Origin of the sequence: Endozoicomonas atrinae, assembly GCF_001647025.1 — a bacterium.
GTDB lineage: Bacteria > Pseudomonadota > Gammaproteobacteria > Pseudomonadales > Endozoicomonadaceae > Endozoicomonas > Endozoicomonas atrinae.
On the sequence record NZ_LUKQ02000034.1, the window covers coordinates 13,217 to 37,401 of the forward strand.

18 protein-coding genes, 1 tRNA gene, 1 other RNA gene, 2 pseudogenes and 1 riboswitch are annotated in these 24,185 nt (G+C 47.8%); of the genes and pseudogenes, 15 read left to right on the forward strand and 7 right to left on the reverse strand.

The annotated features are described in order from the left end of the window. Window positions 1-281 precede the first annotated feature (281 nt). Complete coding sequence (locus tag AK963_RS07035) at window positions 282-1,955, forward strand: glutamine--tRNA ligase/YqeY domain fusion protein (RefSeq protein WP_066014750.1); 1,674 nt, start codon at window positions 282-284, stop codon at window positions 1,953-1,955. A gap of 194 nt (window positions 1,956-2,149) precedes the next feature. Next, window positions 2,150-3,529, forward strand: coding sequence for a cysteine--tRNA ligase (cysS, locus tag AK963_RS07040; RefSeq protein WP_202969735.1), 1,380 nt, complete (start codon window positions 2,150-2,152; stop codon window positions 3,527-3,529). A 23-nt stretch (window positions 3,530-3,552) separates the two neighbouring features. Here cysS and AK963_RS31865 read toward each other — a convergent pair whose 3' ends face one another. The 3 genes from AK963_RS31865 to AK963_RS07060 all read right to left on the reverse strand — a co-directional run bounded on the left by AK963_RS31865 (window position 3,553) and on the right by AK963_RS07060 (window position 7,477). Continuing rightward, entirely contained in the window at window positions 3,553-4,980 is a 1,428-nt protein-coding gene (locus AK963_RS31865; protein WP_139117286.1) for a hypothetical protein, read from the reverse strand. 391 nt (window positions 4,981-5,371) lie between these two features. Then, on the reverse strand, window positions 5,372-6,592 hold the full coding sequence (locus AK963_RS31870) for a hypothetical protein (protein ID WP_139117287.1): 1,221 nt from the start codon (window positions 6,590-6,592) through the stop codon (window positions 5,372-5,374). A gap of 210 nt (window positions 6,593-6,802) precedes the next feature. Continuing rightward, window positions 6,803-7,477 (reverse strand): NUDIX hydrolase, encoded by a 675-nt coding sequence (locus AK963_RS07060; RefSeq protein WP_066014755.1) that lies wholly within the window; start codon window positions 7,475-7,477, stop codon window positions 6,803-6,805. Between the two features lie 93 nt (window positions 7,478-7,570). Here AK963_RS07060 and AK963_RS07065 point away from each other — a divergent pair, with 93 nt between their 5' ends. The 8 genes from AK963_RS07065 (at window position 7,571) to AK963_RS07100 (ending at window position 14,781) form a co-directional block, all read left to right on the forward strand. Next, window positions 7,571-8,245, forward strand: coding sequence for an isochorismatase family protein (locus AK963_RS07065; RefSeq protein ID WP_066014756.1), 675 nt, complete (start codon window positions 7,571-7,573; stop codon window positions 8,243-8,245). An 11-nt stretch (window positions 8,246-8,256) separates the two neighbouring features. After that, window positions 8,257-9,441 carry a nicotinate phosphoribosyltransferase gene (gene pncB, locus AK963_RS07070; RefSeq protein WP_066014757.1) on the forward strand — a complete coding sequence of 395 codons (1,185 nt, stop codon included), beginning with the start codon at window positions 8,257-8,259 and terminating at the stop codon, window positions 9,439-9,441. 51 nt (window positions 9,442-9,492) lie between these two features. Further along, window positions 9,493-9,673, forward strand: a riboswitch (yybP-ykoY riboswitch). 9 nt (window positions 9,674-9,682) lie between these two features. Then, complete coding sequence (locus tag AK963_RS07075) at window positions 9,683-10,237, forward strand: TMEM165/GDT1 family protein (protein ID WP_066014758.1); 555 nt, start codon at window positions 9,683-9,685, stop codon at window positions 10,235-10,237. A gap of 190 nt (window positions 10,238-10,427) precedes the next feature. Continuing rightward, an RNA gene (gene ffs / locus AK963_RS07080) (signal recognition particle sRNA small type) lies at window positions 10,428-10,524 on the forward strand. 166 nt (window positions 10,525-10,690) lie between these two features. Next, the gene (gene dnaX / locus AK963_RS07085; RefSeq protein ID WP_066014759.1) at window positions 10,691-12,829 is read left to right on the forward strand and encodes a DNA polymerase III subunit gamma/tau; all 2,139 of its coding nucleotides are present in this window, start codon (window positions 10,691-10,693) and stop codon (window positions 12,827-12,829) included. A 68-nt stretch (window positions 12,830-12,897) separates the two neighbouring features. Then, complete coding sequence (locus AK963_RS07090) at window positions 12,898-13,224, forward strand: YbaB/EbfC family nucleoid-associated protein (protein WP_066014760.1); 327 nt, start codon at window positions 12,898-12,900, stop codon at window positions 13,222-13,224. Between the two features lie 85 nt (window positions 13,225-13,309). Next, window positions 13,310-13,909 carry a recombination mediator RecR gene (gene recR / locus AK963_RS07095; RefSeq protein ID WP_066014761.1) on the forward strand — a complete coding sequence of 200 codons (600 nt, stop codon included), beginning with the start codon at window positions 13,310-13,312 and terminating at the stop codon, window positions 13,907-13,909. 17 nt (window positions 13,910-13,926) lie between these two features. Further along, window positions 13,927-14,781, forward strand: a complete 855-nt coding sequence (locus AK963_RS07100; protein ID WP_066014762.1) for a DUF72 domain-containing protein — start codon at window positions 13,927-13,929, stop codon at window positions 14,779-14,781. Window positions 14,782-14,842: 61 nt separating this feature from the next. Here AK963_RS07100 and AK963_RS07105 read toward each other — a convergent pair. Beyond that, window positions 14,843-14,919: transfer RNA gene (locus AK963_RS07105), tRNA-Pro, on the reverse strand. A gap of 546 nt (window positions 14,920-15,465) precedes the next feature. Here AK963_RS07105 and lon point away from each other — a divergent pair. The 3 genes from lon to AK963_RS07120 all read left to right on the forward strand — a co-directional run bounded on the left by lon (window position 15,466) and on the right by AK963_RS07120 (window position 20,999). Then, a complete protein-coding gene (lon, locus tag AK963_RS07110; protein ID WP_066014763.1) occupies window positions 15,466-17,889 on the forward strand; it encodes an endopeptidase La in 2,424 nt (807 codons plus the stop codon). Between the two features lie 717 nt (window positions 17,890-18,606). Then, a complete protein-coding gene (hupB, locus tag AK963_RS07115; protein WP_020583377.1) occupies window positions 18,607-18,879 on the forward strand; it encodes a nucleoid-associated protein HU-beta in 273 nt (90 codons plus the stop codon). Between the two features lie 218 nt (window positions 18,880-19,097). Next, window positions 19,098-20,999 (forward strand): SurA N-terminal domain-containing protein, encoded by a 1,902-nt coding sequence (locus tag AK963_RS07120; RefSeq protein ID WP_066014764.1) that lies wholly within the window; start codon window positions 19,098-19,100, stop codon window positions 20,997-20,999. Window positions 21,000-21,117: 118 nt separating this feature from the next. On the opposite strand, the gene AK963_RS07125 is transcribed toward AK963_RS07120, so the two are convergent. Further along, the gene (locus tag AK963_RS07125; protein WP_066014765.1) at window positions 21,118-21,987 is read right to left on the reverse strand and encodes a LysR family transcriptional regulator; all 870 of its coding nucleotides are present in this window, start codon (window positions 21,985-21,987) and stop codon (window positions 21,118-21,120) included. Window positions 21,988-22,137: 150 nt separating this feature from the next. Between AK963_RS07125 and AK963_RS07130 the strand changes: the two genes are divergently transcribed. Continuing rightward, window positions 22,138-23,268: an S-(hydroxymethyl)glutathione dehydrogenase/class III alcohol dehydrogenase gene (locus tag AK963_RS07130; RefSeq protein ID WP_066014766.1), complete on the forward strand. Its 1,131-nt coding sequence runs from the start codon at window positions 22,138-22,140 to the stop codon at window positions 23,266-23,268. Window positions 23,269-23,344: 76 nt separating this feature from the next. Here AK963_RS07130 and AK963_RS36575 read toward each other — a convergent pair whose 3' ends face one another. After that, on the reverse strand, window positions 23,345-23,473 hold the full coding sequence (locus AK963_RS36575) for a hypothetical protein (protein WP_274520501.1): 129 nt from the start codon (window positions 23,471-23,473) through the stop codon (window positions 23,345-23,347). 132 nt (window positions 23,474-23,605) lie between these two features. Here AK963_RS36575 and AK963_RS07135 point away from each other — a divergent pair. Next, window positions 23,606-23,977, forward strand: a pseudogene (locus tag AK963_RS07135) (alpha/beta hydrolase-fold protein); the annotation flags it as partial. Window positions 23,978-23,995: 18 nt separating this feature from the next. Here AK963_RS07135 and AK963_RS35160 read toward each other — a convergent pair. Further along, window positions 23,996-24,185 (reverse strand): annotated as a pseudogene (locus tag AK963_RS35160) (IS630 family transposase); the annotation flags it as partial.

Here is a 24,185-nt window from a genome sequence, read left to right on the forward strand (position 1 = left end):
CATAAACTCTTGGAGAGTCAGGAAAACCACGGATTCTAGGTGTTTCTCGTACTAGTGTAAAACCTATTCGTCAAACCGGTTCCTTAATATTGGTATTAAATACTGTCTACTATTCCCTGTGGAATCGATCCGTCTGTAAATACCGAAATCCTGTCCAGTAAATTTTGTTGCGGGGTAATGAGTTATTTTCCCGGATTTGCAGATATGTTAGTCTCAGCCGATTATGGCGTAGGTGTATAAACCGTATTCGCCAGTAACCTCTCATAGATGCATCAGTGACAATGACTGCTACCGAAAAAGCCAGAAACTTTCTGGAACAGATTATTGAAAAAGACCTAGCAGAAGGCCGGGTCAGTCGTATTCATACCCGTTTTCCTCCAGAGCCGAATGGTTTTCTCCATGTTGGCCATGCCACCTCTATCTGTCTTAACTTTGGTCTGGCAGAAAAGTACCAGGGTGAATGTAATCTCCGTTTTGACGATACTAACCCGGAGAAAGAAGAGCAGGTCTATGTGGATGCCATTCAGGAAGATATCCGCTGGCTGGGCTTCCAATGGTCCGGTGAGGTTCGCTACGCATCCAGCTATTTTGACCAGTTTTATGGCTGGGCGCTGCACCTGATCCGTGAAGGCAAGGCCTATGTTGATCATCAGGACGCGGAATCCATGCGCATTAACCGGGGTGATTTCAATAAGCCGGGTGTTGAGAGCGCAGACAGAAACAAGTCTGTTGAAGAAAACCTGGCCGAGTTTGAAAAAATGCGTGCCGGTGAATATGAGGAGGGCAAAGCTTCCCTGCGGGCGAAAATCGATATGCAGAGCCCCAATATGAATATGCGGGACCCGGTTCTCTATCGAATTCGCAAGGTGCCTCACCATCAGACGGGGGACAAGTGGTGCATTTACCCCAGCTATGACTTTGCTCATGGTCAGGAAGATGCCATTGAGTATATTACCCATTCCATCTGTACCCTGGAGTTTCAGGATCACCGCCCTCTGTATGAGTGGTTTCTGGATAATCTGCCGGTACCTGCAAGGCCGCGACAGTATGAGTTTGCCCGAACCAACCTGAATTACACCGTGACTTCCAAGCGGAAGTTGAAGAAGCTGGTGGATGAAGGTGTGGTAGACGGCTGGGATGACCCGAGGATGCCAACCATCTCCGGTATGCGCCGTCGTGGCTATACCCCGAATTCCATTCGTCGCTTTTCTGAGATGGTGGGTGTGAGCCGTTCCGATGGTACCGCTGATGTATCCATGCTGGAACATGCCATTCGTGATGACCTGAATACGAACGCTGCCCGTGCCATGGCGGTACTTTCTCCACTCAAGCTGGTAATCCAGAACCTGCCGGAAGGCGAGGTGCAGGAGATGACGGCAGCGGCACATCCGAATCGTCCGGAGCTGGGGCAGAGAACGCTGCCGTTTACCCGGGAAATCTTTATTGATCAGGAAGACTTTACCGAAGACACCACGCTCTCCCGGAAGAAGTTCAAGCGCCTGGTGATTGGTGATTACGTTCGCCTGAGAAGTGCTTATGTCATCAAGGCAGATGAAGTGATCCGTGATGACAGCGGCAATATTGTTGAGGTACATGCCTCCTATGTTCCTGGGACTGTGGGTGAGGATCCACCGGAAGGTATTCGTCCTCGTGGTGTTATTCACTGGGTTTCGGCAACTCATGGCAAGCAGGCTGAATTGAGAATCTATGATCGCCTGTTCAGCCACCCGGCGCCGGATCGTGGTGAAGAAGATTTTCTGAGTCATGTGAATCCAGAATCTCTCAAGATAACACAGGCATGGGTCGAGCCATCGCTGGTGAATGCGGCACCAGAGCAGTCCTTCCAGTTTGAGCGGGAAGGGTACTTTGTTGCAGACCGCTGTGACCACTCAGCCGAACATCCAGTGTTTAACCTGACCATTGGCTTGAAAGATACCTGGGCAAATAAAGCCTGATTATATCTTTATTTGTAATAAGCTTCTTAAGCAGGCTGGCTCTCTATTTTGGGAGCCAGCCCGACAGCTGGCTTTATTGAGCAATTCTGTAAAAACAATTCAGAGCGTAAAGCTCCGCTCGCTTTAACAGTGAAAGTTAATATCTATCGAGTATTGGTAATACTTTCACAGTCAGAAAGGATACAGATAAAGTGCTGCAGATTTATAACAGCCTGACCCGTAAGAAAGAGCCGTTTACCCCGCTGGATGGAAACCACGTACGCATGTATGTCTGTGGTATGACGGTTTACGACTACTGTCATATTGGCCATGCGCGGACAGTGACGGCTTTCGATGTGGTGGCCCGTTATCTGCGTGCCCGTGGTTACGACCTGACTTATGTCCGCAATATCACGGATGTGGATGACAAGATTATTCGCCGGGCGGCAGAAAACGGTGAGGATTTTATGGCGCTGACCGGTCGTATGATCGCAGCCATGCAGGAAGATTTTCAGCGACTGGGTAACCTGCCGCCAGACCATGAACCAAAGGCAACCGAATTTGTGCCGGGCATGGTTGAAATGATCGAGCAGCTGATCGACAAAGGGTTTGCCTATGCCCCGGGTAATGGTGATGTTTATTACCGGGTTCACAAGTTTGCTGGTTACGGGAAGCTTTCCGGCAAGGTGCTTGAAGAGCTGGAAGCCGGTGCCCGAATTGAGGTGGAAGAGCAGAAAGAAGATCCGCTGGATTTCGTGCTGTGGAAAGCGGCCAAGCCAGGCGAACCCAGCTGGTCATCACCCTGGGGCGAAGGAAGACCCGGCTGGCATATTGAGTGCTCAGTGATGGGTAAATGCTGTCTGGGTGATACTTTTGATATTCATGGTGGTGGATCTGACCTCAAATTCCCCCACCATGAAAACGAAATTGCCCAGAGTGAAGCCTGTAACGATGCCAAGTTTGTCAATACCTGGATGCACTCGGGAGCCATCCGTATCGATAATGTGAAGATGTCCAAGAGCCTCGGCAACTTCTTTACCATCCGTGAAGTTCTGGATAAGTACGATGAGGAAGTGGTTCGCTACTTCATGATCTCCAGTCACTATCGGAGCCCGATTAATTACTCCGAAGATAGCCTGAAAGAAGCGGGTGTTCGCCTTGAGCGCTTGTACACTGCCTTGAAAGGTCTTGACCTGAATGGGGTGTCTGCACCAGAAGATCATGAGTTTGAGCAGCGGTTCTTCAAGGTCATGGACGATGACTTCAATACTGCAGAAGCACTTGCCGTATTGTTTGAGCTGGTGCGTCACCTCAACACCGTTCGCAGTCAGGATGAAGTGGCAGCACTTCCCTTGGCAGCACTGCTGGTCAAACTGGGCGGCATTCTGGGTATTCTGCAGCGGGATCCGGAAGCATTTCTGAAGTCAGGTGCGGATGTTGATGAAGCCATGATTGAAACCATGATTCAGCAACGGAACGACGCCAAAAAGAATCGTGACTTCGCTGAAGCAGACCGTATCCGTGATGAGCTTGCTGCCCAGGGAATTATCCTTCAGGACAGCAGGGAAGGGACGACCTGGCGGATTGAGCGTTAACGAAGTGTTTTGTGGCCAGCAGCTTATTGCTGTTGGCTCTCATTTGGTAGAAAAGAAACCTCGCTTGAGCGCAGCATTATCCGATGTATTGTTAAGTCTCTCATAAATACTTCAGACCCTAACGCTAAAACATAGTTTTTTAATCTATCCTCATTGAGCTCATTTACTTGTGCCTGCAGCTTAGTGTACTGGTCTTTCAGTTCATGTACTGGAATGTTTTTGAATTGTTCATCAGGTAGTCTGAAGAGGAAGCGTGTACTGATACCACTTGCTTCATCATAATGGCGGGCGATGCCTCCTTGGTGTTGATTAAAAAATAAGATAATGTCTGCTGTTACCGGGTGTGTGAAAAGCGATTGAATGTGGGTTAGTATTTGTTGAGTTTCAGGTGTTATTTTTCTATTGGCTTCATCAATTAAGGCAGTAGCCTGTAAGCAGATCGGAATATCTCTTGCACCCTTTGCCTTCTGAAAAAGTAGGTTGTTTAAAGTTCCTTCAGAGGTTTGTTGAACATATTCAACTAGTTTGCTCTGGTTTAATGTTAAATTTCCTTCTACCCTCATGTTCATCATCTGTTCTTTGGTTAATGCTTTAAATGCTTCGGGAAAAGTGATTCTGAATTTAGCAGGAAGATGGCCAATCTGACCGCTGCCCACACCTGCTGATTGATAGGGTGTGACAAAGTGAATATCCCCATAAATACGTTTGTTTTGAAAATGCTGTAAGCATTGCATTACTTCAGAACATTGCCGGGTCTGAATAGGTAAGTCATAGGATTGCTGATTTTGAAAGTCTGGAGTTTGTAGAAATGGAGCATGCTTTTGCTTTTGTGTTTGAGTGGTTCTTTGTTGGTTGGAGTGAATCTCATCTGAGCTGCTAACGTATTCCTCAAGCAGAACTCCGCTGTCATTTTTTTTAGCTCTTCCTGAGCCCTCAAATGTTTCATTTGTTCTATTGGGTGCTGATGTATTTGAAGTCTGTGCAATGCCTTGTTGAGGGGGGAGGTTTTTAGCTGTAACAGGTAGTTGATAATTACTATCGAGGCATCTTCTTTTTACTTGCTCAGGATTATGTGATGAGGATCTGGTGGGTGGAATGTAGGGATCACTGACGGCTGATGAACTGGGTGTATACATAGGATTTTGAGGTGTTTTGGAAGACGCAGATGTAGATACTGTATTTAGGAGTGACTGTGGTTGCACAGTCGCAATGGTTGCACTGTTAAGACCAGTGTGGCTGTGGCTATACGCGTAAGTATACATCTGTCCCTGATGGTTTAGAAAGTATATGGGCTGAAATGGCTGTAAGAGTTGCGCATCCCGTCCCTGCCAGTTAGGAGCCCCTGCGGGTGAGGTTTGAGGGAGAGGGTAAGGAAATTGAGGTTGATTTGGTAGGCTGTATTGGCCAAATCCCGGCGGAGCGGGGATTGGTGGGTATGGACTGTTGTTCATTGTAAGTCACTGTGCCTGTTTAAAACAGCCTGATAGCTGTATAGATTAGTGGGATGTCTTATCTGCTCTTATTTATTGATGATAAGCCGTTTTTATAGGATTTCATTTGATTAAATTTTTATTACATTTTTTAAATCGGTTGTTAATAATAGGTACATTTATTGATTATTATTTCTGGTTTTTTTGAGTGTAACCTATAATAGGTTGTTGATTGTTTTTTTGAGGTGTTTTTTGATTCAGCAAATGCAATGTTTTTCGATATTACTCATCACTCTTTATCTGTAAGTATTTATATATAAATATGTGGTTTTTTCATTTTGTTTTTGTTGTGAAATTGGTAGTGCTCGCAACTTAGGTGATCTTTACGAATTTATGCTTCATTCATTTTCAGCTAAGTGTTTAAAAGTATAATATCGTGTGAAAATAACCTTATTTCTCCTTTTCTTTTAGTGTCTTGATTCTGGAAGCTTTCTGAACCCAGTGACTCAACATAACCGGATAACTCCGTATCGCTCATAGAGTGACTTATAGTAGCCTCTAAGCAGCTAAAAGTATCCCTGAGTGTGGGGGTTGGTATTGATGAATACTCTGGAGGTGTCTTGAACATAAAATAGGTAAGATATCCAGATGCTGGATCTGTGTGGCAAGCTATTCCGCCAACATGTTTGTGATCAAAGAATACTATGTTTGCATTGACTCTTTGGCCGTTCATGGTTTTCAGATGATCCCTTATTTTTGATATTTCTTGGTTTGGCTCCTGTGACTCATTGGCATCAGTTGGAACTGTTGACTGAGTAGTTGATGTTAATTCCGCGTTATCGCACTTCAAAAAAATAGGAATACTACTGATTGGCTGCTTTTGCTGGTCTTTGTCACAAAAACAGCCTAAAGGTTGACTGTATAAGTATTGGCTGATTTTTTGTGTTGATGGAAAAGAAAGTTTTCCCTGTATTATAAATGAGCTGCGGTCTGTGGTTGTAAATGGTGATGAGAAGTGCAGACCTACTTTTAGATTAAATCTTCCTAGCTGAATATTTCCTGTACCGTAGTTCTGATTTCTTGCAATACCATCAACCTTTGCCGTTACTGTTTTTCCACAGTTGCTAGTGATGAGTCCCATAATCTCCATAACTTCAACTTCTTTAAATGGTGTTGTCACTAATGGCGTTTGGGAATAAGACTGCAAAATAGTAAGTGGGATAGTCTGTTGAGGCGTGCTGTATGGGGGCAGGCTAGTCAGGGTGGGGCAAGGGGCGATAGCGGCTGGATAAAAAGTTGGTTGAGTAAAGTATGACTCTGTCCCTTGCGTGGGAAATAAAAAAGGAACCGGTGGGTATGTTGATGCAGTGAAATTGGGGTAAGTTTCAGTTTGTGTTGGTAGCGCTAATGTCGTCAGTGGTGTCGTAACTTGAAGTGAGGACAGGTCATAAGCTGCTTGAGGAGGGTTTGTAGGCGCATTGGTAATATTAACTTGTCGTGTAGAAGGTTGCCCAGGTAGTGTTAGCTCTCTGTGTCGCCACGTTGTTGCTGATTTTAACTGTGATTGGTTATTTCCCGCTAGCTGGACAGAAGTTCTGGTATGCTCACCAGGTTGAAGTGCAGTAGTATGCATCTTTGAAGGCCGCTCCCTAATATAAATGCATTATTGAATTTTATGCCTTATGTGACCCTTGCTGTATTTGCGGGGAAAGTTTTTTCTAAATAAATTAATAGCAGGATTTTTCTCGTTGTCACTGTTATTCATATTGCATGTCAATAAATAAAAACTTGTAATGATGAATATGAATTTACACAAGATGTATGATTCCAATTACTGAATACGTCAAACTTTTGTTGTTAGATATAGCCTGTCAAACAGCCATGTTTCTGACTGTTGGTTTATTTTATAAAGGGTTGCTGGCCGGTTGCTTCCGTAACGCTTTTTTCCTGTATCTTCAAGAAGGTCGCAATTAAGGAACCTGTTGCGGATCGAGCGCATGGGCGGGGCTTTGTCGAGAACAACAGAAAAGACATTCTGAATATCCGATAAAGTGAATTCGGCAGGAAGCAGATAAACGGGCAGGGCGCTGTACTGCAATTTATTCCTCAATCTATCCAGTGCTTCCATGACCAGCTGACTGTGGTCATAGGCCAGAGGTGTGGCAGGCTGGCCATTCACAATATCAACCCACACGCCTCCAGCTTGTAATGACTGCTCATTACCTGGGTGAAGCAATACATAGTAAACGACGGTTAATGACCAGCCTCTAGAGTCGCGCTTGTTGTCACCAATAGTAATAACCTGTTCAAAATAAGTGGCAGGGTTCGCAGTAAGCCTGTTCAGCTGCCGTTTTGCGGTATCTTCCAGACAGTGATCACTCTCAGGCTCAATTCTTCCTGCCGGGAGCTGGGGGTATTTGTTTTCTGGTAACTGATGAGCAAGTACCTGAAGGCTGTTCTTTTCGCTGAGTTGAAACGCGACAAGATCGACAGAGATAAGTGCCGTGTTCAGGCTCATTGGAAATCCTTATTGAAAATGCTTTTGTTGACAGGTTAGAGAACATAATTCACTATGTTAGTGAACTAGATTCCTTTTGTCACGGTGAAAATAATGTACTCCATTGGGTCGAGGGAGGCCGTCGCCGCTTTTGATGTGGATGCCCAGAAGTGTTTCACCCCGCTTTGCCGGGATGAATTGCCGGTTCCGGAAGGTCACCAGATTGCTGAGGAGCTGAATCATCAGGCTCAGCTGGCTGGTGTTCGAGTGGGCTCCAAGGATGCTCATCCGGCCAATGCGGTATGGGTGGCTACGGAAGAACACCCCCAGTTGACGCCGGTAACTGGCCATAAAAATGTTGACCTTCGCTGGAATCGACATGCGGTACCAGGGACAACAGGTTTTGAGCTGGTGGATGGGCTGCCTGATGTTACGGGTTATGATTATTTTGTCTGGAAAGGGGTAGAGACTGACATTCACCCTTATGGTGCCTGTTTCCATGATCTTGAAGAGAGACTGAGTACGGGGGTTATTGAATTTTTAAAGAATAAAGGCGTTACCACCGTATTGGTCGGTGGCCTGGCGTTTGATTTCTGTGTGAAAACCACCGCTCTACAGCTGCAACAAGCGGGTTTTCAGGTGTATGTCAATCGTGCAGCTACTCGTGGCCTGGCAGAATCATCGGTTGCAGATGCCGTGGTTGAGATGGAAGCTGCCGGTATTATTCTGATAGAAAGTTCCAGTGACCTGACCATTGCTGATGCTGTCAGTGATGTCTGTGCTATCTGAAGGAAAGGTGTATGGATAGCCCGATCATTCCCACTCTTCTCGATACCGATCTGTATAAATACACCATGCAGCAATCGATGGTGCATCGCTACCCAGATGCCTGGGCTCGCATGGAGTTTCATTGCCGGAATGACAGCCCGTTAGCGGTCTCTAAAAAGCAGCTGAAAAGGCAGTGCGAATTTCTGGGTGACCTTCGCCTGGGTTCAGAGGAGCTTGAGTGGCTGTTGACTCTGCCATTTATCGCTGAGGATTTCATTGACTACCTTGAGCGTTTCAGGCTTGAGCCTGGTGCGGTGAAGATTGAGCAGAGCCAGGGGCAATTGTCGTTAGTTATCGAAGGGTTGTGGAGTGAAATTACTCACTTCGAAATTTTTCTGCTGGCAATTATCAGTGAGCTTCATGGTCACAGCTTTTACGGTCATGGGGAGCAGGATGATGTTATTGCTCAAGGCCAGCATCGCCTTGATGAGAAGCTGGATCAGCTTCCTGACAATAGTGGATTTACACTGGTCGACTTTGGTACACGTCGGCGGTTTTCCAGGGACTGGCATTACCATGTGGTGGAGAGCCTGAAGCATCGGTTGCCGGATAACTTTATGGGTACCAGCAACCTGAATCTGGCAAGAACGATTGGGTTGCAACCGGTAGGAACCATGGCGCATGAATGGCTGCAGTCCCATCAGGTTTTAGGCAAGAGTCTGCGGAGCAGTCAGAAAGATGCCTTAAAGGTCTGGCTTGAGGAATACAAAGGTCAGCTTGGTATCGCACTCACTGACACGATCAGTATGGAAGCCTTTCTGAAGGACTTTGACGTTGAGCTGGCCAGGGCCTATCAGGGGATGCGGCATGACTCCGGTGACCCTTTTGTATGGGGAGAGCTGGCAATTGATCATTATCGCCGATTGGGTATTGATCCACGCACCAAAAGCCTGGTGTTCAGTGACAAGCTCAACTTCGATAAAGCGTTGGCCATTCATCAGTGGTTTGCCGGTAAAATCAATGTCAGCTTCGGAATTGGTACCTATCTCACCAATGATATGGGCTTTAAGGCACCTAATATTGTCCTGAAATTAACGGAGCTGAATGGGGCGCCAGTTGCCAAGCTTTCAGACAGTCCGGGCAAGACACTGTGCCGTGATGAGGACTATATTGAGCTGTTGAAAAAAACGTTTGGTTATCAACTCAGTGCTGCCTGATGTCCGGTTAATCGGGTTTGATTTTTCATTTTTACCTCTGTATGTTTCCACCCACCCGGGGGAGTAGTCTCTCTGAGCTGATTGTTCAGAGGTTGTCGTCAACATAATTGGGCCTCATTGCTCATGGCGACAACGACACAAGTCCATTATTTGGACGTGTCTGGCAAGACCTGTGGTATAGCTGATCCTCGTGGCGGGAGATTGGCTGTGCCACTGTGTTTTACTCCCGCCTGGACTTGTTATGGAAACCCTTTTCCTTTCCTCATTTGTTGTTTTTCTCGCCGAAATTGGTGACAAAACGCAGCTGCTTTCTCTGATGCTGGCGCTCCGGTTTCGTGCTCCCTGGTTGATCTCTCTGGCTATTTTGCTGGCCACTCTGTTGAATCATGCTGTTGCCGCCTGGTTTGGCAGTTGGGTAGTAGGCTGGGTCTCTCCTGATATTCTTCAATATCTTATTGCTGTTTCCTTTTTTGCTGTTGCTGCATGGACCCTGATACCTGATAAGCTGGATGACAATGATGGCTCAATGAATGGCTATGGTGTTTTTCTGACGACGCTGGTTCTGTTTTTTGTGGCTGAAATTGGCGACAAGACTCAGGTGGCGACAGTGCTTCTGGCTGCGGAGTATTCGGCAACCAGCATGGTGATTCTTGGTACAACACTTGGCATGCTGCTGGCCAATATTCCTGTGGTTTTCTTTGGTGAGAAGCTGGCAGAAAGATTGCCGCTGCAATGGATTCGCCGTGGCGCTGCGCTGTTATTTGCCGTGTTGGGCACTATGGCTCTTTTGAATTAGGAGGTGTTACCAGCTGCCAATCCTGCAATATGGTGACATCCGGGATCATAATGATTTTTTATTCAGTATTAACCAAATCCGGTACTGAACAAAATGTAAGTCAGATGCACGCTGGCAGTTGACGTCAGGTCGGGTTTTATGGAGAATGCGCTGCATCGGGACGCGATGTCCTGGTCTCTATGGTGGACCTTGCCGGTCCCCCCGCAATAATCAGCTACGAACCCCGCCAGGCCCGGAAGGGAGCAACGGTAGTAGTGACATTATGTGCCGGGGTGTGGCTGGCAGGGTTCGCCTCCATTATTTTCGGGTTCTCCGCATTTTTCCTTCCAAGTTCAGTTCAACCACTTCCTGATCGTGCAATTTTAAGGCTTCTTGGTTAGCATAGGTACTCTTTAATTGTGAAAAGCCGCTCAAGGCTGTTCTAATTCTGACATCAGGTATTGACGCTACTCAATGAGCTATCAGGTTCTTGCACGCAAATGGCGACCCCGTTCTTTTAAAGAGCTGGTAGGGCAGTCTCATGTTCTTCAGGCACTGGTTAATGCCCTGGATCAGGATCGTCTTCACCATGCTTACCTGTTTACCGGTACACGGGGTGTCGGTAAGACCACCATTGCCCGTATTTTTGCCAAGTGCCTGAATTGTGAACAGGGTGTCAGCTCAATCCCCTGTGGCCAGTGTTCGGCCTGTAAAGAGATTGATGATGGTCGGTTTGTTGACCTGATTGAAGTGGATGCGGCCTCCAGAACCAAGGTGGAGGATACCCGGGAGCTGCTGGATAATGTTCAGTATGCGCCAACCCGCGGGCGTTATAAGGTGTATCTGATTGATGAGGTACACATGCTCTCGGCTCATAGTTTCAATGCATTATTGAAAACGCTGGAAGAACCTCCTCCCCATGTGAAATTCCTGCTGGCAACCACCGATCCTCAGAAACTGCCAGTGACGATCTTGTCACGCTGCCTTCAGTTCAGTCTGAAGAATATGACGCCGGAACGGATTGTCGGTCATCTGGAAAATATCCTCGGCCAGGAACAGATTCCCTGTGAAGTAGCGGCCCTGTGGCAGCTGGCTCGTGCTGCAGATGGCAGTATGCGTGATGCCCTGAGTCTGACGGATCAGGCCATTGCCTTTGGTAATGGTCGGGTCAGCGAGGCCGAAGTAGGCGCCATGCTGGGTACCATAGACCAGGGGCAGGTGATGAAAATGGTGATGGCGCTGTCGACGGCCAATGCGGCCCATATCCTGGGTTCTGTTTCGTCTCTGGCGGAGCATTCGCCGGATTACCTGGCGGTACTTGATGACATGCTGTCCCTGTTACACCGGGTGGCTATTGCCCAGGCTGTGCCGGATGCCGTTGATAACAGTCAGGGAGATCGCGAGCAGGTTATTGAACTGGCCTCGTCAATGACGGCAGAAGATGTTCAGCTTTATTACCAGATTGGTCTTGTGGGCAAGAAAGATCTGCCCCTTGCGCCAGATCCTCGTGGTGGCTTTGAAATGGCCCTGCTGCGTATGCTGGCATTCAGACCCGATGGTGCGCCAGCGGGTGGCAGGCCTCTTAATATTTCCAGTGCAAAACACGATGTGGCGACGGTTACTGAACTGCCGGCAAATAATGCTGCTTCTACATCGTCTGAACGCACGTCATTCTCTGAAGGCCATGCATCTTACAACAGCACCTCTAATGAGGAAGGTGCCTCTGATCCGGAGCCTGAGCCTGCTGCTCAACAAGTCGATGCTCCTGTTGTCGTTCACGAAGCGGATGTGGCAGAAGTGCTGTCACCTCGGGCCAGTGAAAAAACGGATACTTTTGAACCTCCAGCGGTTACTGAAGAGCAGCCGAAGCCCTTACCTGAAAAAGTAGCTCCTCAGGCAGTAGCTCCTCAGGCTGTGGTTGCTGAAGATGCGCCACCGATTCTGGAGGCTGTTCCATTGTCAGCTTATGATCAGGCTGCCTTAGAGCCGCCGGTATATGAGGATCAAGCTTATAATGCCGGCCCTTCACTGGATGATATGCAGGTGCACTGGACTTCCGGAGCCGATCATCAGGAAACTGTAAGTGCTGAGAGTGCCCTGGCTGATCAGTCTCTGAATCTTCAGGTGGCTGCTGAGTCGCTAAGTGTTCCACCAGAAGCACCGGTCAGAGCAGTAGTGGAGTTGCCTGCAAAAGAAGACCGGGTGGCATTCACGCAAATGGATGCTGTGAGCTGGATTCAGGTTTTTCGCGGCCTTCCCCTTGGAGGGGTGACCGGGACCATTGGTTCCCACTGCGAGTTTGTTGAGAGTGAACAGGGTATTGTTCAGTTACGTCTTGATGAGGAGCGTAGCACGCTCTACAACGATACTCATCGACAGCGCATTGAAAAGGCGCTGTGTGATTATTTTGAGCAGTCCGTTAAACTGTCAATTGACACTGGTCGTATTGTTCATGAAACTCCTTCAGCCTGGCGTGAGCGAAAAATCGCTGAACGTCTTCAGGAAGCGAGAGAGAGTATTTATTCAGATGCCAGGGTGCAGGGGCTGGTTGAAACCTTTTCTGCCATGGTGCTGGATGACTCGATTCAGCCAGTAGGTAATATCATCAAGTAAAAAGCCTGGGCAGAATTACCGGTGAGTTCTGGTGGTTCTTCTCTGGTGTTTTTTGTGCAGAGGTCAATATGTTTAAAGGTGGCATGGGCAATCTGATGAAGCAGGCCCAGAAAATGCAGGAAGATATGCAGAAACTCCAGGAGGAGTTGGCCAATGCAGAAGTAACTGGCGAAGCCGGTGCCGGCCTGGTTAAGGTGATCATGACCGGTCGTCATGATGTTCGTAAAGTAGAGATTGATCCAAGTCTGTTTGAAGAAGATAAGGAGATGCTGGAAGATCTGCTGGCCGCTGCTGTAAATGATGCAGTTCGTAAGGTGGAAGAGAACAGCAAGGAAAAGATGGGAGAGCTTACCTCAGGACTTGGCCTTCCAGCCGGTATGAAATTACCATTCTAAACTCCTTGCGCCCGACACTCTTAATTATGGTGTATAGAAATAATGGGTGCCGGGCAGGTTTGTCATTTTTATTCAGGTTTCGTTTATGTTCAGCCCCATGATCAGGGAATTGATGGAGTCTTTGCGCTCTCTGCCAGGAGTGGGGCCGCGTTCGGCTCAGCGAATGGCATTGCACCTGCTGGAAAGGGATCGTGATGGGGCCGTGCGCCTGTCTGCTGCTCTCAAGCAGGCTGCCGAAGGGGTAGGGCGATGCCGGCATTGTCGTACGCTCACTGAAGAACCTGTCTGTCAGATCTGTGCCAATTCTGGTAGAGATGAAAAGCTTTTATGTATTGTCGAGAACCCTTCGGACGTTATGGCTTTTGAGCAGGCAGGTGGTTTCTCGGGACGATATTTTGTGTTGATGGGACATTTGTCGCCTATTGATGGTATCGGGCCAGAAGATATTGGTATTGAACATTTGCTGAAAACGGTGACAGAAAATCAGGTTGACGAAGTGATTCTTGCCACCAATCCTACCGTTGAAGGAGAGGCTACGGCTCACTATATTGCTGAAGAGCTGAAATTTCTCGGTGTGACGGCTACTCGCATTGCCCATGGAGTTCCCCTGGGAGGGGAGCTCGAGTTTGTGGATGGTGGCACCCTGGCTCATGCACTGGCAGGCCGCAAAAAGGTTGAAATCTGAGCGGAGATTCATGAGTGATGTCACAACCTCCCTATTTTCTTGGATTGCCCATGTGGAGCAACCGGGACTGGTTGGGAGGCTTATTTCCCCGGAATACCTCCAGTAAGGACTTTCTGAGTCATTACAGTAATGCTTTTAATACGGTCGAGGGGAATACCACCTTTTATGCATTACCCAGTCAAGAAACCGTTGCAGGCTGGAAATCTCAATTGAACCCCGGTTTCCGTTTCTGTTTCAAATTGCCTAAAGAAGTCACTCATACCGGGCAGTTATACAATAGTGATGTGCTTGAACAGTTTTTTGAGCGACTCGATGTGTTGAAGGACTCCCTTGGTCCTTTTATGATACAGCTGCCAGCTTCATTTGGCCCTTCCAGATTTACTGAACTCGAACGTTTTTTACGGTCATTGCCAGAACATTATTGTTATGCTGTTGAGGTTCGTCATCCCGCTTTTTTTGCCAAAGGTAATGAAGAGCGCTATCTCAATCGGTTACTAATGGAGCTGGCTGTTGATCGTGTCTGTTTTGATAGTCGATCTCTCTTCAGTAGGCCTGCGCGAAATGAAGCAGAGCGTGATGCTCAAGCTAAAAAGCCCCGTCTTCCGGTTCATGCGATTGCTACCGGACAGCGTCCATTAATACGTTTTATTGGTCTGGGGGATATGGCCTGTGATGAGCAGTATCTTGTGCCCTGGAAACATAAGCTGAGGGAGTGGGTATCAGAAGGAAAACAGCCTTACTTTTTTATGCATAGCCCAAGTAATCGCGAGGTTCCTTTCCTGGCTGAGTCGTTTCATGACAGCTTTCAGGACTTACCCGAATGGTATCCATTAAATATTGATAGCCAGACTGATCAGTTGGATATTTTCTAATTATGGGAATTTGGGTGTAAGAAGATAGGCAGTTAAATCTAAAAGATAGGTGTGTTTGATCTGGTCGGAGCGAGAGGATTTGAACCTCCGACCCCCACAACCCCATTGTGGTGCGCTACCAGGCTGCGCTACGCTCCGACTCTCCTGAAGAGTCGATGCGACGTCTCTTCCGAATGACTCGTATGTTACCTGAAAGCCGATGTTTTGCAAGTTCTTGATGTTACAAGGCTCTTTTTCCCAGACTTGAAAACTGGCGAGTAGCTGCTCTGCATACGGTTATGTTTGAACTAAAGTGCATGTTAATAAATTTCTAGACTTCTTTTGTCGTTTATACGGTCCGTATTATTTCTTAAGCCTGCCATGTATTCATAGACTTGCCATCAAGCAAGATTTTTCTGGTTGTGTAATAACCTGTTTTGCATGGAACTTTATCGGTTTTCAGGGGACGAAAAGACGTGGCTATTGTAATTTAGCTGGAAAAGCCCCATCTTAGAGACTATGGCCAGTTTTACAGATGCTTGAGACTGTATTTCAGGTGTTTTCTGCTGTGGGCTGACCATGTATTAAGCACGTAATAGATCGTGTCCTGAATACCTGCCAGGTTTTCAATTTTCTATTTTTTAGTCAGTCAACAGGCTGGCAGATGGCAGGCTTTATTGATATTGAACATATAGGGGCTGAGCTATGGATAATAAAGATACCCTGCAACCATCAGAGCACTATGAGCTGCCGTTGTTGCCCCTCCGTGATGTGGTGGTCTATCCGCATATGGTGATCCCACTGTTTGTTGGTCGGGAAAAATCCATCCAGGCACTGGACCTGGCAATGTCAGGCGATAAGAGAATTCTGCTGGTAGCTCAGAAAAGTGCGCAGACCGATGACCCTCAGGTGGAAGATCTGTTTTCTGTGGGCACTGTTGCCAGTATTCTGCAATTGCTGAAGTTACCAGACGGAACGGTAAAAGTTCTGGTTGAAGGTGAGACTAGAGTAACGATTGACTCGATCTATGAAGATGATGGGCTGGTTAAGGCGCAAGTTCATGAGCAGCTGTCAGAGCAGATCAGTGACCGGGAAGGTGAGCTGCTGGTTCGTTCTGTGATGTCTCAGTTTGAGCAGTACGTTCAGCTAAGTAAAAAAGTACCAAATGAGGTGCTCAGTTCATTATCCGGTATCAAGGATCCCGCCAAGCTGGTGGATACCATCAGTGCACACATGCCAATGAAGATCGAAGACAAGCAAAAGATGCTTGAGATCGATGACCTGGGAGACCGGTTGGAGTATCTGATTGGTATTATGCAGGGTGAGATGGATTTTCTGCAGGTAGAAAAGAAAATCCGTGGTCGCGTTAAAAAGCAGATGGAACGCAGCCAGCGAGAGTATTACCTGAATGAGCAGATGAAGGCCATTCAGAAAGAATTGGGGGATATGGATGATGCTCCTAACGAGTTGGAAGAGCTGAAGGCGAAAATTGATCAGGCGGGTATGACCCAGGAAGCCAGGGAAAAGACGCTGGCTGAGCTGGCCAAGCTGAAAATGATGTCACCGATGTCTGCAGAAGCTACGGTGGTCAGGGGATACATTGACTGGATGCTCAGTGTTCCCTGGAAAAAACGCAGTAAAGTTCGCCATGACATGAAGCGCGCCCAGGATATTCTTGAGGCTGATCACTATGGCCTGGAAGAAGTTAAGGAACGCATTCTGGAATACCTCGCGGTGCAGAAGCGTGTACGTAAACTGAAAGGCCCCGTTCTCTGTCTGGTAGGACCTCCCGGCGTTGGTAAAACGTCACTGGGCGAGTCACTGGCTAGAGCAACGAATCGCAAGTTTGTCCGCATGGCACTTGGTGGTGTTCGCGATGAAGCGGAGATTCGCGGTCATCGTCGGACTTACATTGGCTCAATGCCGGGTAAGCTGATTCAGAAGATGGCGAAGGTTGAAGTGAAAAACCCGCTGATCCTGCTGGATGAGATCGACAAAATGGGCTCTGATATGCGTGGCGATCCGGCTTCTGCATTGCTTGAGGTGCTGGATCCTGAGCAGAACAACTCATTCAATGATCACTATCTGGAAGTGGATTATGATCTTTCGGATGTCATGTTTGTCTGTACATCCAACTCAATGGATATTCCCGGGCCTTTACTGGATCGTATGGAAGTGATCCGTATTCCGGGTTATACCGAGGATGAGAAACTCAATATTGCCAAGCGATATCTGATACCCAAGCAAATCAAGCACAGTGGGCTTCGTAAGGGGGAGCTTTCCTTTGACGACGATACGGTGAGGGACATCATTCGCTACTATACAAAAGAAGCGGGTGTTCGTGGGCTTGAGCGGGAAATTGCCAAGGTCTGTCGCCGGGCGGTAAAACAGGAAGCACTGTCAGAAAAGGACCGTAAGAATGCGGTTACCACGGAAGTGCTTGAAGACTTTCTCGGGGTGCGCAAGTTCACCTATGGGCGGGCTGAAGAGCAGGATCAGATCGGACAGGTGACCGGCCTTGCCTGGACATCGGTTGGTGGCGAGTTGCTGACCATTGAGTCAGTAGCGGTTCCTGGTAAGGGGCAGATTATCAAAACCGGCTCTCTTGGGGATGTAATGCAGGAGTCGATTCAGGCAGCACTGACGGTGGTTCGTTCCCGTGCAGCAGCAATGGGGATTGAGCCTGATTTCCATCAGAAGAACGATCTGCACATTCACGTTCCTGAAGGCGCGACGCCAAAAGATGGTCCCAGTGCAGGCATTGGTATGTGTACTGCCCTGGTGTCCATTTTGACAGGGATTCCGGTTCGCGCTGATGTTGCCATGACCGGTGAAATTACCCTCAGGGGACAGGTTCTTGCCATTGGAGGCCTGAAAGAGAAACTTCTGGCAGCGCATCGTGGTGGTATCAAGAAGGTCCTGATCCCTGAAGAGAATCGCCGCGATCTCAAGGAGATTCCAGACAATATCAAGGATGATCTGGAGATTATTCCTGTTCAGTGGATTGATGAAGTTCTGGAAGTGGCTCTGTCATATATGCCTGAAGCCCTGCCAGAAAAAGCACTGGAAGTGGCCGATTCTGAACAGAAAACCGGCAAGAAAAATGATGAGCGTGTCAATACTCACTGATCATTGAATATGAATGGCCGCTCTTTATTGGGCGGTCGTTCAGTAATGGCGGGGCTTTCCGGTTGATTCTTCAGTTGACATGACTGTCGGACGATTGGTATAAATTGCCGCTACTTCGGATCAGGAGTTAGGTCGAAGCCATAGCGTAAGGGTTGTCAGTTCAAGTGCTAGACAACTTCTATGCTGGTGCGGATAAAAGTAGACTTCTTTTACCGGGATGACCGAACAGGTTAAGGCTGTACCGGTGATTTGCTTTCGTATGACCCTCCAGACAGGAAACGCAGGAATTACTCTGCTTCCCCGATTTGATTAGCCTTCAGGACTGCTGTCTCTTATTCAGTAATCCCGGGGGTGAGCGGGTTACTCGCCAGACTTCTTGAATATAGTCAGACAATTTGCTTGACGGCAGATTATCAGACTTCATACTGCCTCGGTGTTATCGTTCGCGTTGAGTGTTCGATATGACTGTTTTTCATTGGCAAAATGAATTCTGGTGATTATTTTCAGTAGTCATGGGTCAAATTGGCTGGTTGGCAGGCTATTAAGCACGAAGGTGCCTGTATGATGCTTGTTTTTCACATGAAAATGCAGCAGCATATCGGTCGCACCTGATTGGGTAGATGACAGAAGACCGGCAAATTACTCAGTTGCCAGCACGCTTTCTGTGTCTATCCTCTGTTAATGATTGAAACGCATCCTACTTAGAAGGGGAATAGAGTGAACAAGTCCGAGCTTATTGATGCTATCGCTGCATCTGCAGATATTTCTAAGGCTGCCGCTGGTCGAGCCCTGGACGCCGTGATTAACTCTGTCACTGGTGCACTGAAAGATGGTGAGCAGGTTGTTCTGGTAGGTTTTGGCACATTTTCTGTGAAAGAGCGTGCCGCTCGTACCGGTCGTAACCCACAGACTGGTGAGCCGATTGAAATCGCCGCTGCCAGAATCCCAAGCTTCAAAGCTGGTAAGGCTCTTAAGGATGCCGTGAACTGATCTGGTACGGTTCACTGTTATAGTGCTTTAATCGGTTCTATTTCATCAGGTGGACAAGGCAGGGTTCCACATGAATTATTCCAGGGGAGCTGTCTGCCGGTTCACCAGAAAGCGCATCCGATGATGCGCTTTTTTTTTAAAACCCGGTCTTCATCACCGGGGGTGAAGAACAAGGGGTTTTCTCTGCTGTCTCAGCGGCCCTGGTACCTGAGGTTTTTATGCTGCAATCGATGAGGGACAAAGCGAAGAGTTGGGTGACATTTGTTGTCGTCGGCATCATCGCTTTTATGATGGCCATCACTGGCCTGGAAACGCTTGCGCCCAATCCCAACAACCCAGAAGTGGCGTCAGTAAATGGTAAGGATATAACTCGGGCAGAGTTGGCTCAGGCTGTAGATCAGCAGAGGCGGGTGTTAATTCAGCAAATGGGCGGACAGTTTGACCCCTCCATGCTGGACGACCAGTTATTACAAAGCTCAGTTCTTGAGGCTCTGATCGATCGTCAGCTGCTGCTTCAGAATGCTGAAGATCAGAAAATGGGTATTGGCAGCGCGCAGATTGATAAACTGATTGTGTCCATGCCGCAGTTTCAGCAAAACGGTCGCTTTGATGCGGACCGTTTCCAAATGATGGTTCGCAGTTATGGTATGACACCTTTGCAGTTCCGCGATGCCATTCGTGAAGAAACGCTCTTACTTCAATTGCGCGCAGGGGTTGCAAATACCGAATTTGTTACTACAGAAGAACTCAAACGTCTGCAGAGTCTGGAAGGTCAGACTCGAGACCTCGCCTGGATAGTGCTGCCTGCGGAACAGGTTCGTAAAGCAATCATGCCTTCTGATGAAGAGATTACGAATTACTACGAGTCGAATTCGAATCAGTTTATGACGCCTGAGCAGGTTGTTGTTAACTATGTGGTTCTGAATAAGGGCGATATTGCAAAAGGTATCGAAGTCTCTGATGACGATATTGAAGCTGAATACCAGTACCGTATCGAGCAGTTAAAGCAACAGTCTGGCAATAATGCCCATGTTTCGGTCATTCTGATCCAAACTGGTGAAGATCGGACCCTTGATGAAGCAAAAGTCCGGGCAAATGACGTTGTCTCCAAACTGCAGGCTGGAACCAGTTTTGCAGAGTTAGCCAAGTCCTATTCCGATGACCCGATGACCGCTGAGAACGGTGGTGATCTGGGCGCTGTGGAGCCTGGGTTCTTTGGAGATGATTTTGACAATACCGTCGCTGGTTTGGATGTTGGTCAGGTTTCTGACCCCATTGAAACTGACTTTGGCATTCAGATCCTGAAAGTGACTTCCCGTGATGAAGCGGATGTGCCATCGCTGAATGAGATGCGTGCAGATCTTGAAGTGGCGCTTAAGCAGAATGAAGTTGACTCAGTGTTCATTGAGCAGTCCAGACAGCTTGCGGATATCAGCTTTGAGGCTTCTGACCTGGCTCAGCCTGCCGAGCAGCTGGGGCTGACGGTAATGACCAGTGAGCTATTTGGTCGAAATGGTGCTGAATCGGGTATTGCGGCTGATTCTCGAGTATCTGCAGCAGCCTTCAGTGATGATGTATTGAATCTTGGTGCTAATAGTGAGCTGATAGAGGTTACACCTGAACAGGCGGTTGTTGTCAGAGTGAAGGAGCACAAGAAACCCGAGCTTATTCCTCTGGCTGATGTGAAAGAGTCTATTGTTGCTACCCTGAAGAACAATCGTGCACAGGAACAGCTGGCCAGCCGTGCTGAAAAAATCGTAACTGCTTTGCAGTCTGGAACAGCGCTGAAGGTGTTAGCTGACGAACAGAAGCTGGATGTGGTTGAGAGTCCTAAAACCAGCAGGAACATGCCAGGCGTACCTGCTCAGCTCCTGCAGGATGCGTTTAAAATGCCTCACCCCGGAAACAGTGTCTCCTATCGTTCAGTCAGTCTGGCAAATGGTGATTATGCTGTCATTGGCCTGAGCGCTATCTATCCTGGTGAAGCTGTCGCTAATCCTGAGCAGCTAAAAGGGTTGGGTCAGTTTATAGCAGCCAGTAATGGACGTGTTATCTTTGATGAGTATCTTGCCAGCCTGAAGGAGAGAGGTAAGGTAAAAATCCTTCTCGATAATGAATAATTAATTGAGCTTGGTTTTAACTCTCAAGAGGCCACCGACAGGTGGCCTTTTCTTTTGAAGGAGTGAAATACAGTCCTGATTGTTTTGCTTGTTATCAGGGATGAAAAAGCCATAGCCTCTATGGTAATTTTTCGGCAAGTAAGTCAACAAGCATTCGTATTTTTGGGGACAGTTGCCGGTTATGAGGGTAAAGGGCCCAGATTCCTTCTTCTGGCTCGGAATACTGCTCAAGTAAAACCGCAAGTGCTCCAGAGTTGACGGCATAGTCAACATAATATCCGGGTAATTGAATGACTCCCATCCCCTGTTTTGCGGCCTGAGTCAATGAGTATCCACTGATGCATTGCAGGTTTCCGCTGACTTTGACTAGTCGATGTCGGTTATTTTCCATAAACCGCCAGTACGGTGTGTTGCCGACCAGACAATTGTGCTGGCCAAGTTCAGAGAGCGTGTGGGGGACGCCAAAACGGGCAATATAGCCGGGAGAGGCACATACATACTGTGTTCGTGTTGATAACTGCCTTGCCATCATTGATGAGTCGGGTAAATGTCCTAACCGGATGGCCAGGTCGTACCCGCCATGAACCAGATCAACTATCTGGTTGGTCAGGTCGCAGATGACTTCCACCTGCGGATGGACTTTCATATAGTCAAGTACAATGGGCATAACGAACTGCTCACCATAAGCCACCGGAGCCGTCATCCTGATCAATCCCTGTGGTGTTTCCTGCCGATTGGATATAGCCCTTTCCGCATCTTCAAGATTGTTGAGAATCTGTCGGCAGTGCTGATAGAAAATTCCTCCTTCTTCGGTCATTGATACTTTCCGGGTGGTACGGTAGAAAAGCTTTGTCTTCAGTCTTGCTTCCAGTTGATTGATCTGTCGACTGACCTGAGCCGTAGAGATACTCAGGCGTTTTCCTGCCGTTTTGAAACTGCTGGTTTCAGCTACGGTTACAAATTCGGTAATACCTTCCAGTAACGACATTATTGCACTCAGGTAAAAATCATTTTCAATTTGGGTGGATTATCGGTGTCTCGAGAATAAATACAATGTTCAGGAAATGTATTTGCCCATGGCCACCTCAATTTTGGTTGTCCGAAGTGGTCTACGAATGAGCGGTGTTGAGGAATATCGATGTCAGATCAATTTATTAAATCAAAAGCAGCCATTGCCTGGGGGGCAGGCCAACCTCTGTCAATCGAAGAAGTCGATGTGATGTTACCCAAAGCGGGTGAGGTTCTGGTTCGTATCGTTGCCACGGGTGTCTGCCACACTGATGCATTTACCTTGTCGGGTGATGATCCAGAGGGTGTATTCCCTGCCATACTGGGACATGAGGGTGGGGGCATTGTAGAGCAAGTGGGTGCCGGTGTGACCAGTGTGGCAGTCGGTGATCATGTTATTCCGCTTTATACGCCGGAGTGTGGGGAGTGCAAGTTCTGTCGCTCAGGCAAAACAAATCTGTGCCAGAAAATCCGTGAGACACAGGGCAAAGGTTTGATGCCGGATGGCACTACACGTTTTTATAAGGATGGGCAGCCAATTTATCACTATATGGGCTGTTCAACGTTCTCTGAATACACGGTGCTACCAGAGATTTCACTGGCAAAAGTAAGCCGTGATGCACCGCTGGAAGAAGTCTGTCTTCTTGGCTGCGGGGTTACTACTGGAATGGGCGCAGTATTAAAGACCGCAAAAGTTCAGCCAGGGGACACAGTTGCGGTCTTTGGTCTTGGCGGTATTGGTCTATCGGCTATCATTGGTGCCAAAATGGCCGGTGCCGGAAGGATCATTGGTGTTGATATTAATGAGAGTAAATTTGAGCTTGCCAGAAAGCTGGGCGCGACTGACTGTGTCAACCCGAAGTTGTTTGATCAGCCGGTTCAGGACGTCATTGTAGAAATGACCGATGGTGGTGTTGACTTCTCATTTGAGTGTATCGGTAATGTGAATGTCATGCGATCTGCACTGGAATGCTGTCACAAAGGCTGGGGGGAGTCGGTAATCATTGGTGTGGCTGGTGCTGGTCAGGAAATATCCACCCGTCCATTCCAGCTGGTTACCGGACGTGTATGGCGTGGATCAGCATTTGGAGGGGTTAAGGGGCGCTCTGAACTGCCGGGCATTGTTGAGCAATATCTGGCTGGTGATTTCAGGCTTGACGATTTTATCACCCATACCATGGCATTAGAGGAGATCAATACAGCGTTTGATCTGATGCACAAAGGGGAAAGTATTCGTTCTGTGATTCATTACCAGCAATAATTCCACCAACCTTTATTTTCTGTTTACCTAGTGGGTGTTACCAACTGGCCACTCAACCAGTTGGTCATACAAGCACTCAGGCAAGGCGAACGGCGCAGGACATGGTGATTCCCTGTTCAAGTCGTTCAACACGGCATGAGTACTTGTATGACCAACCCGAAGGGCCACCCATTATTTGCACCATACAGCGTTGCTCACTGCTCATGTGGAGTACCACACTACGCAGCTCGCGCCTTGTCTGGCGCAAATAATGGGTGGCTGGTTGTATGTACAGTTGGTAACACCCCCCTAGGCCTTGCTGTTTTTCAGTAAGGCCTGACCTGACTGAGCAAGTTCTATGTCTCTGGAGAATATCAGCAACAATAAGTTGTTTGGTGGCTGGCATAAGCAGTATACCCACGACTCACAAGCCCTTAATTGCAAAATGCGTTTTGCCATCTATCTGCCTCCTCAAAGCCAGAATAAAGCGGTTCCCGTTCTGTACTGGTTGTCTGGACTGACCTGTACGGATGAGAACTTCATGCAGAAGTCAGGAGCCCAACGTATAGCTTCAGAGTTAGGAATTGCCATTGTTGCACCAGATACCAGTCCCAGGGGAGATCATGTTCCGGATGATCCTGAATATGCGTATGATTTTGGGCATGGTGCCGGCTTTTATGTGAATGCTACGCAGCAGCCATGGAGTCAATACTATCGAATGTATGATTATACCAATTGAATTTTCTAACTACTGTATAACTGCCCAATCACGGGAGCACAGACTGAACAGTCGACCAGCTTCGCTGCAAAGGTTATTCCAAGCTTCACAGCAACAATCTACAATATTTTCATAACCTGAAAATGCTTTGTTTGATAAGTCATGCTCCCGCATCCACTCCCATAGCCTTTCTGAGCTGTTTAACTCCGGTGCGAATGGT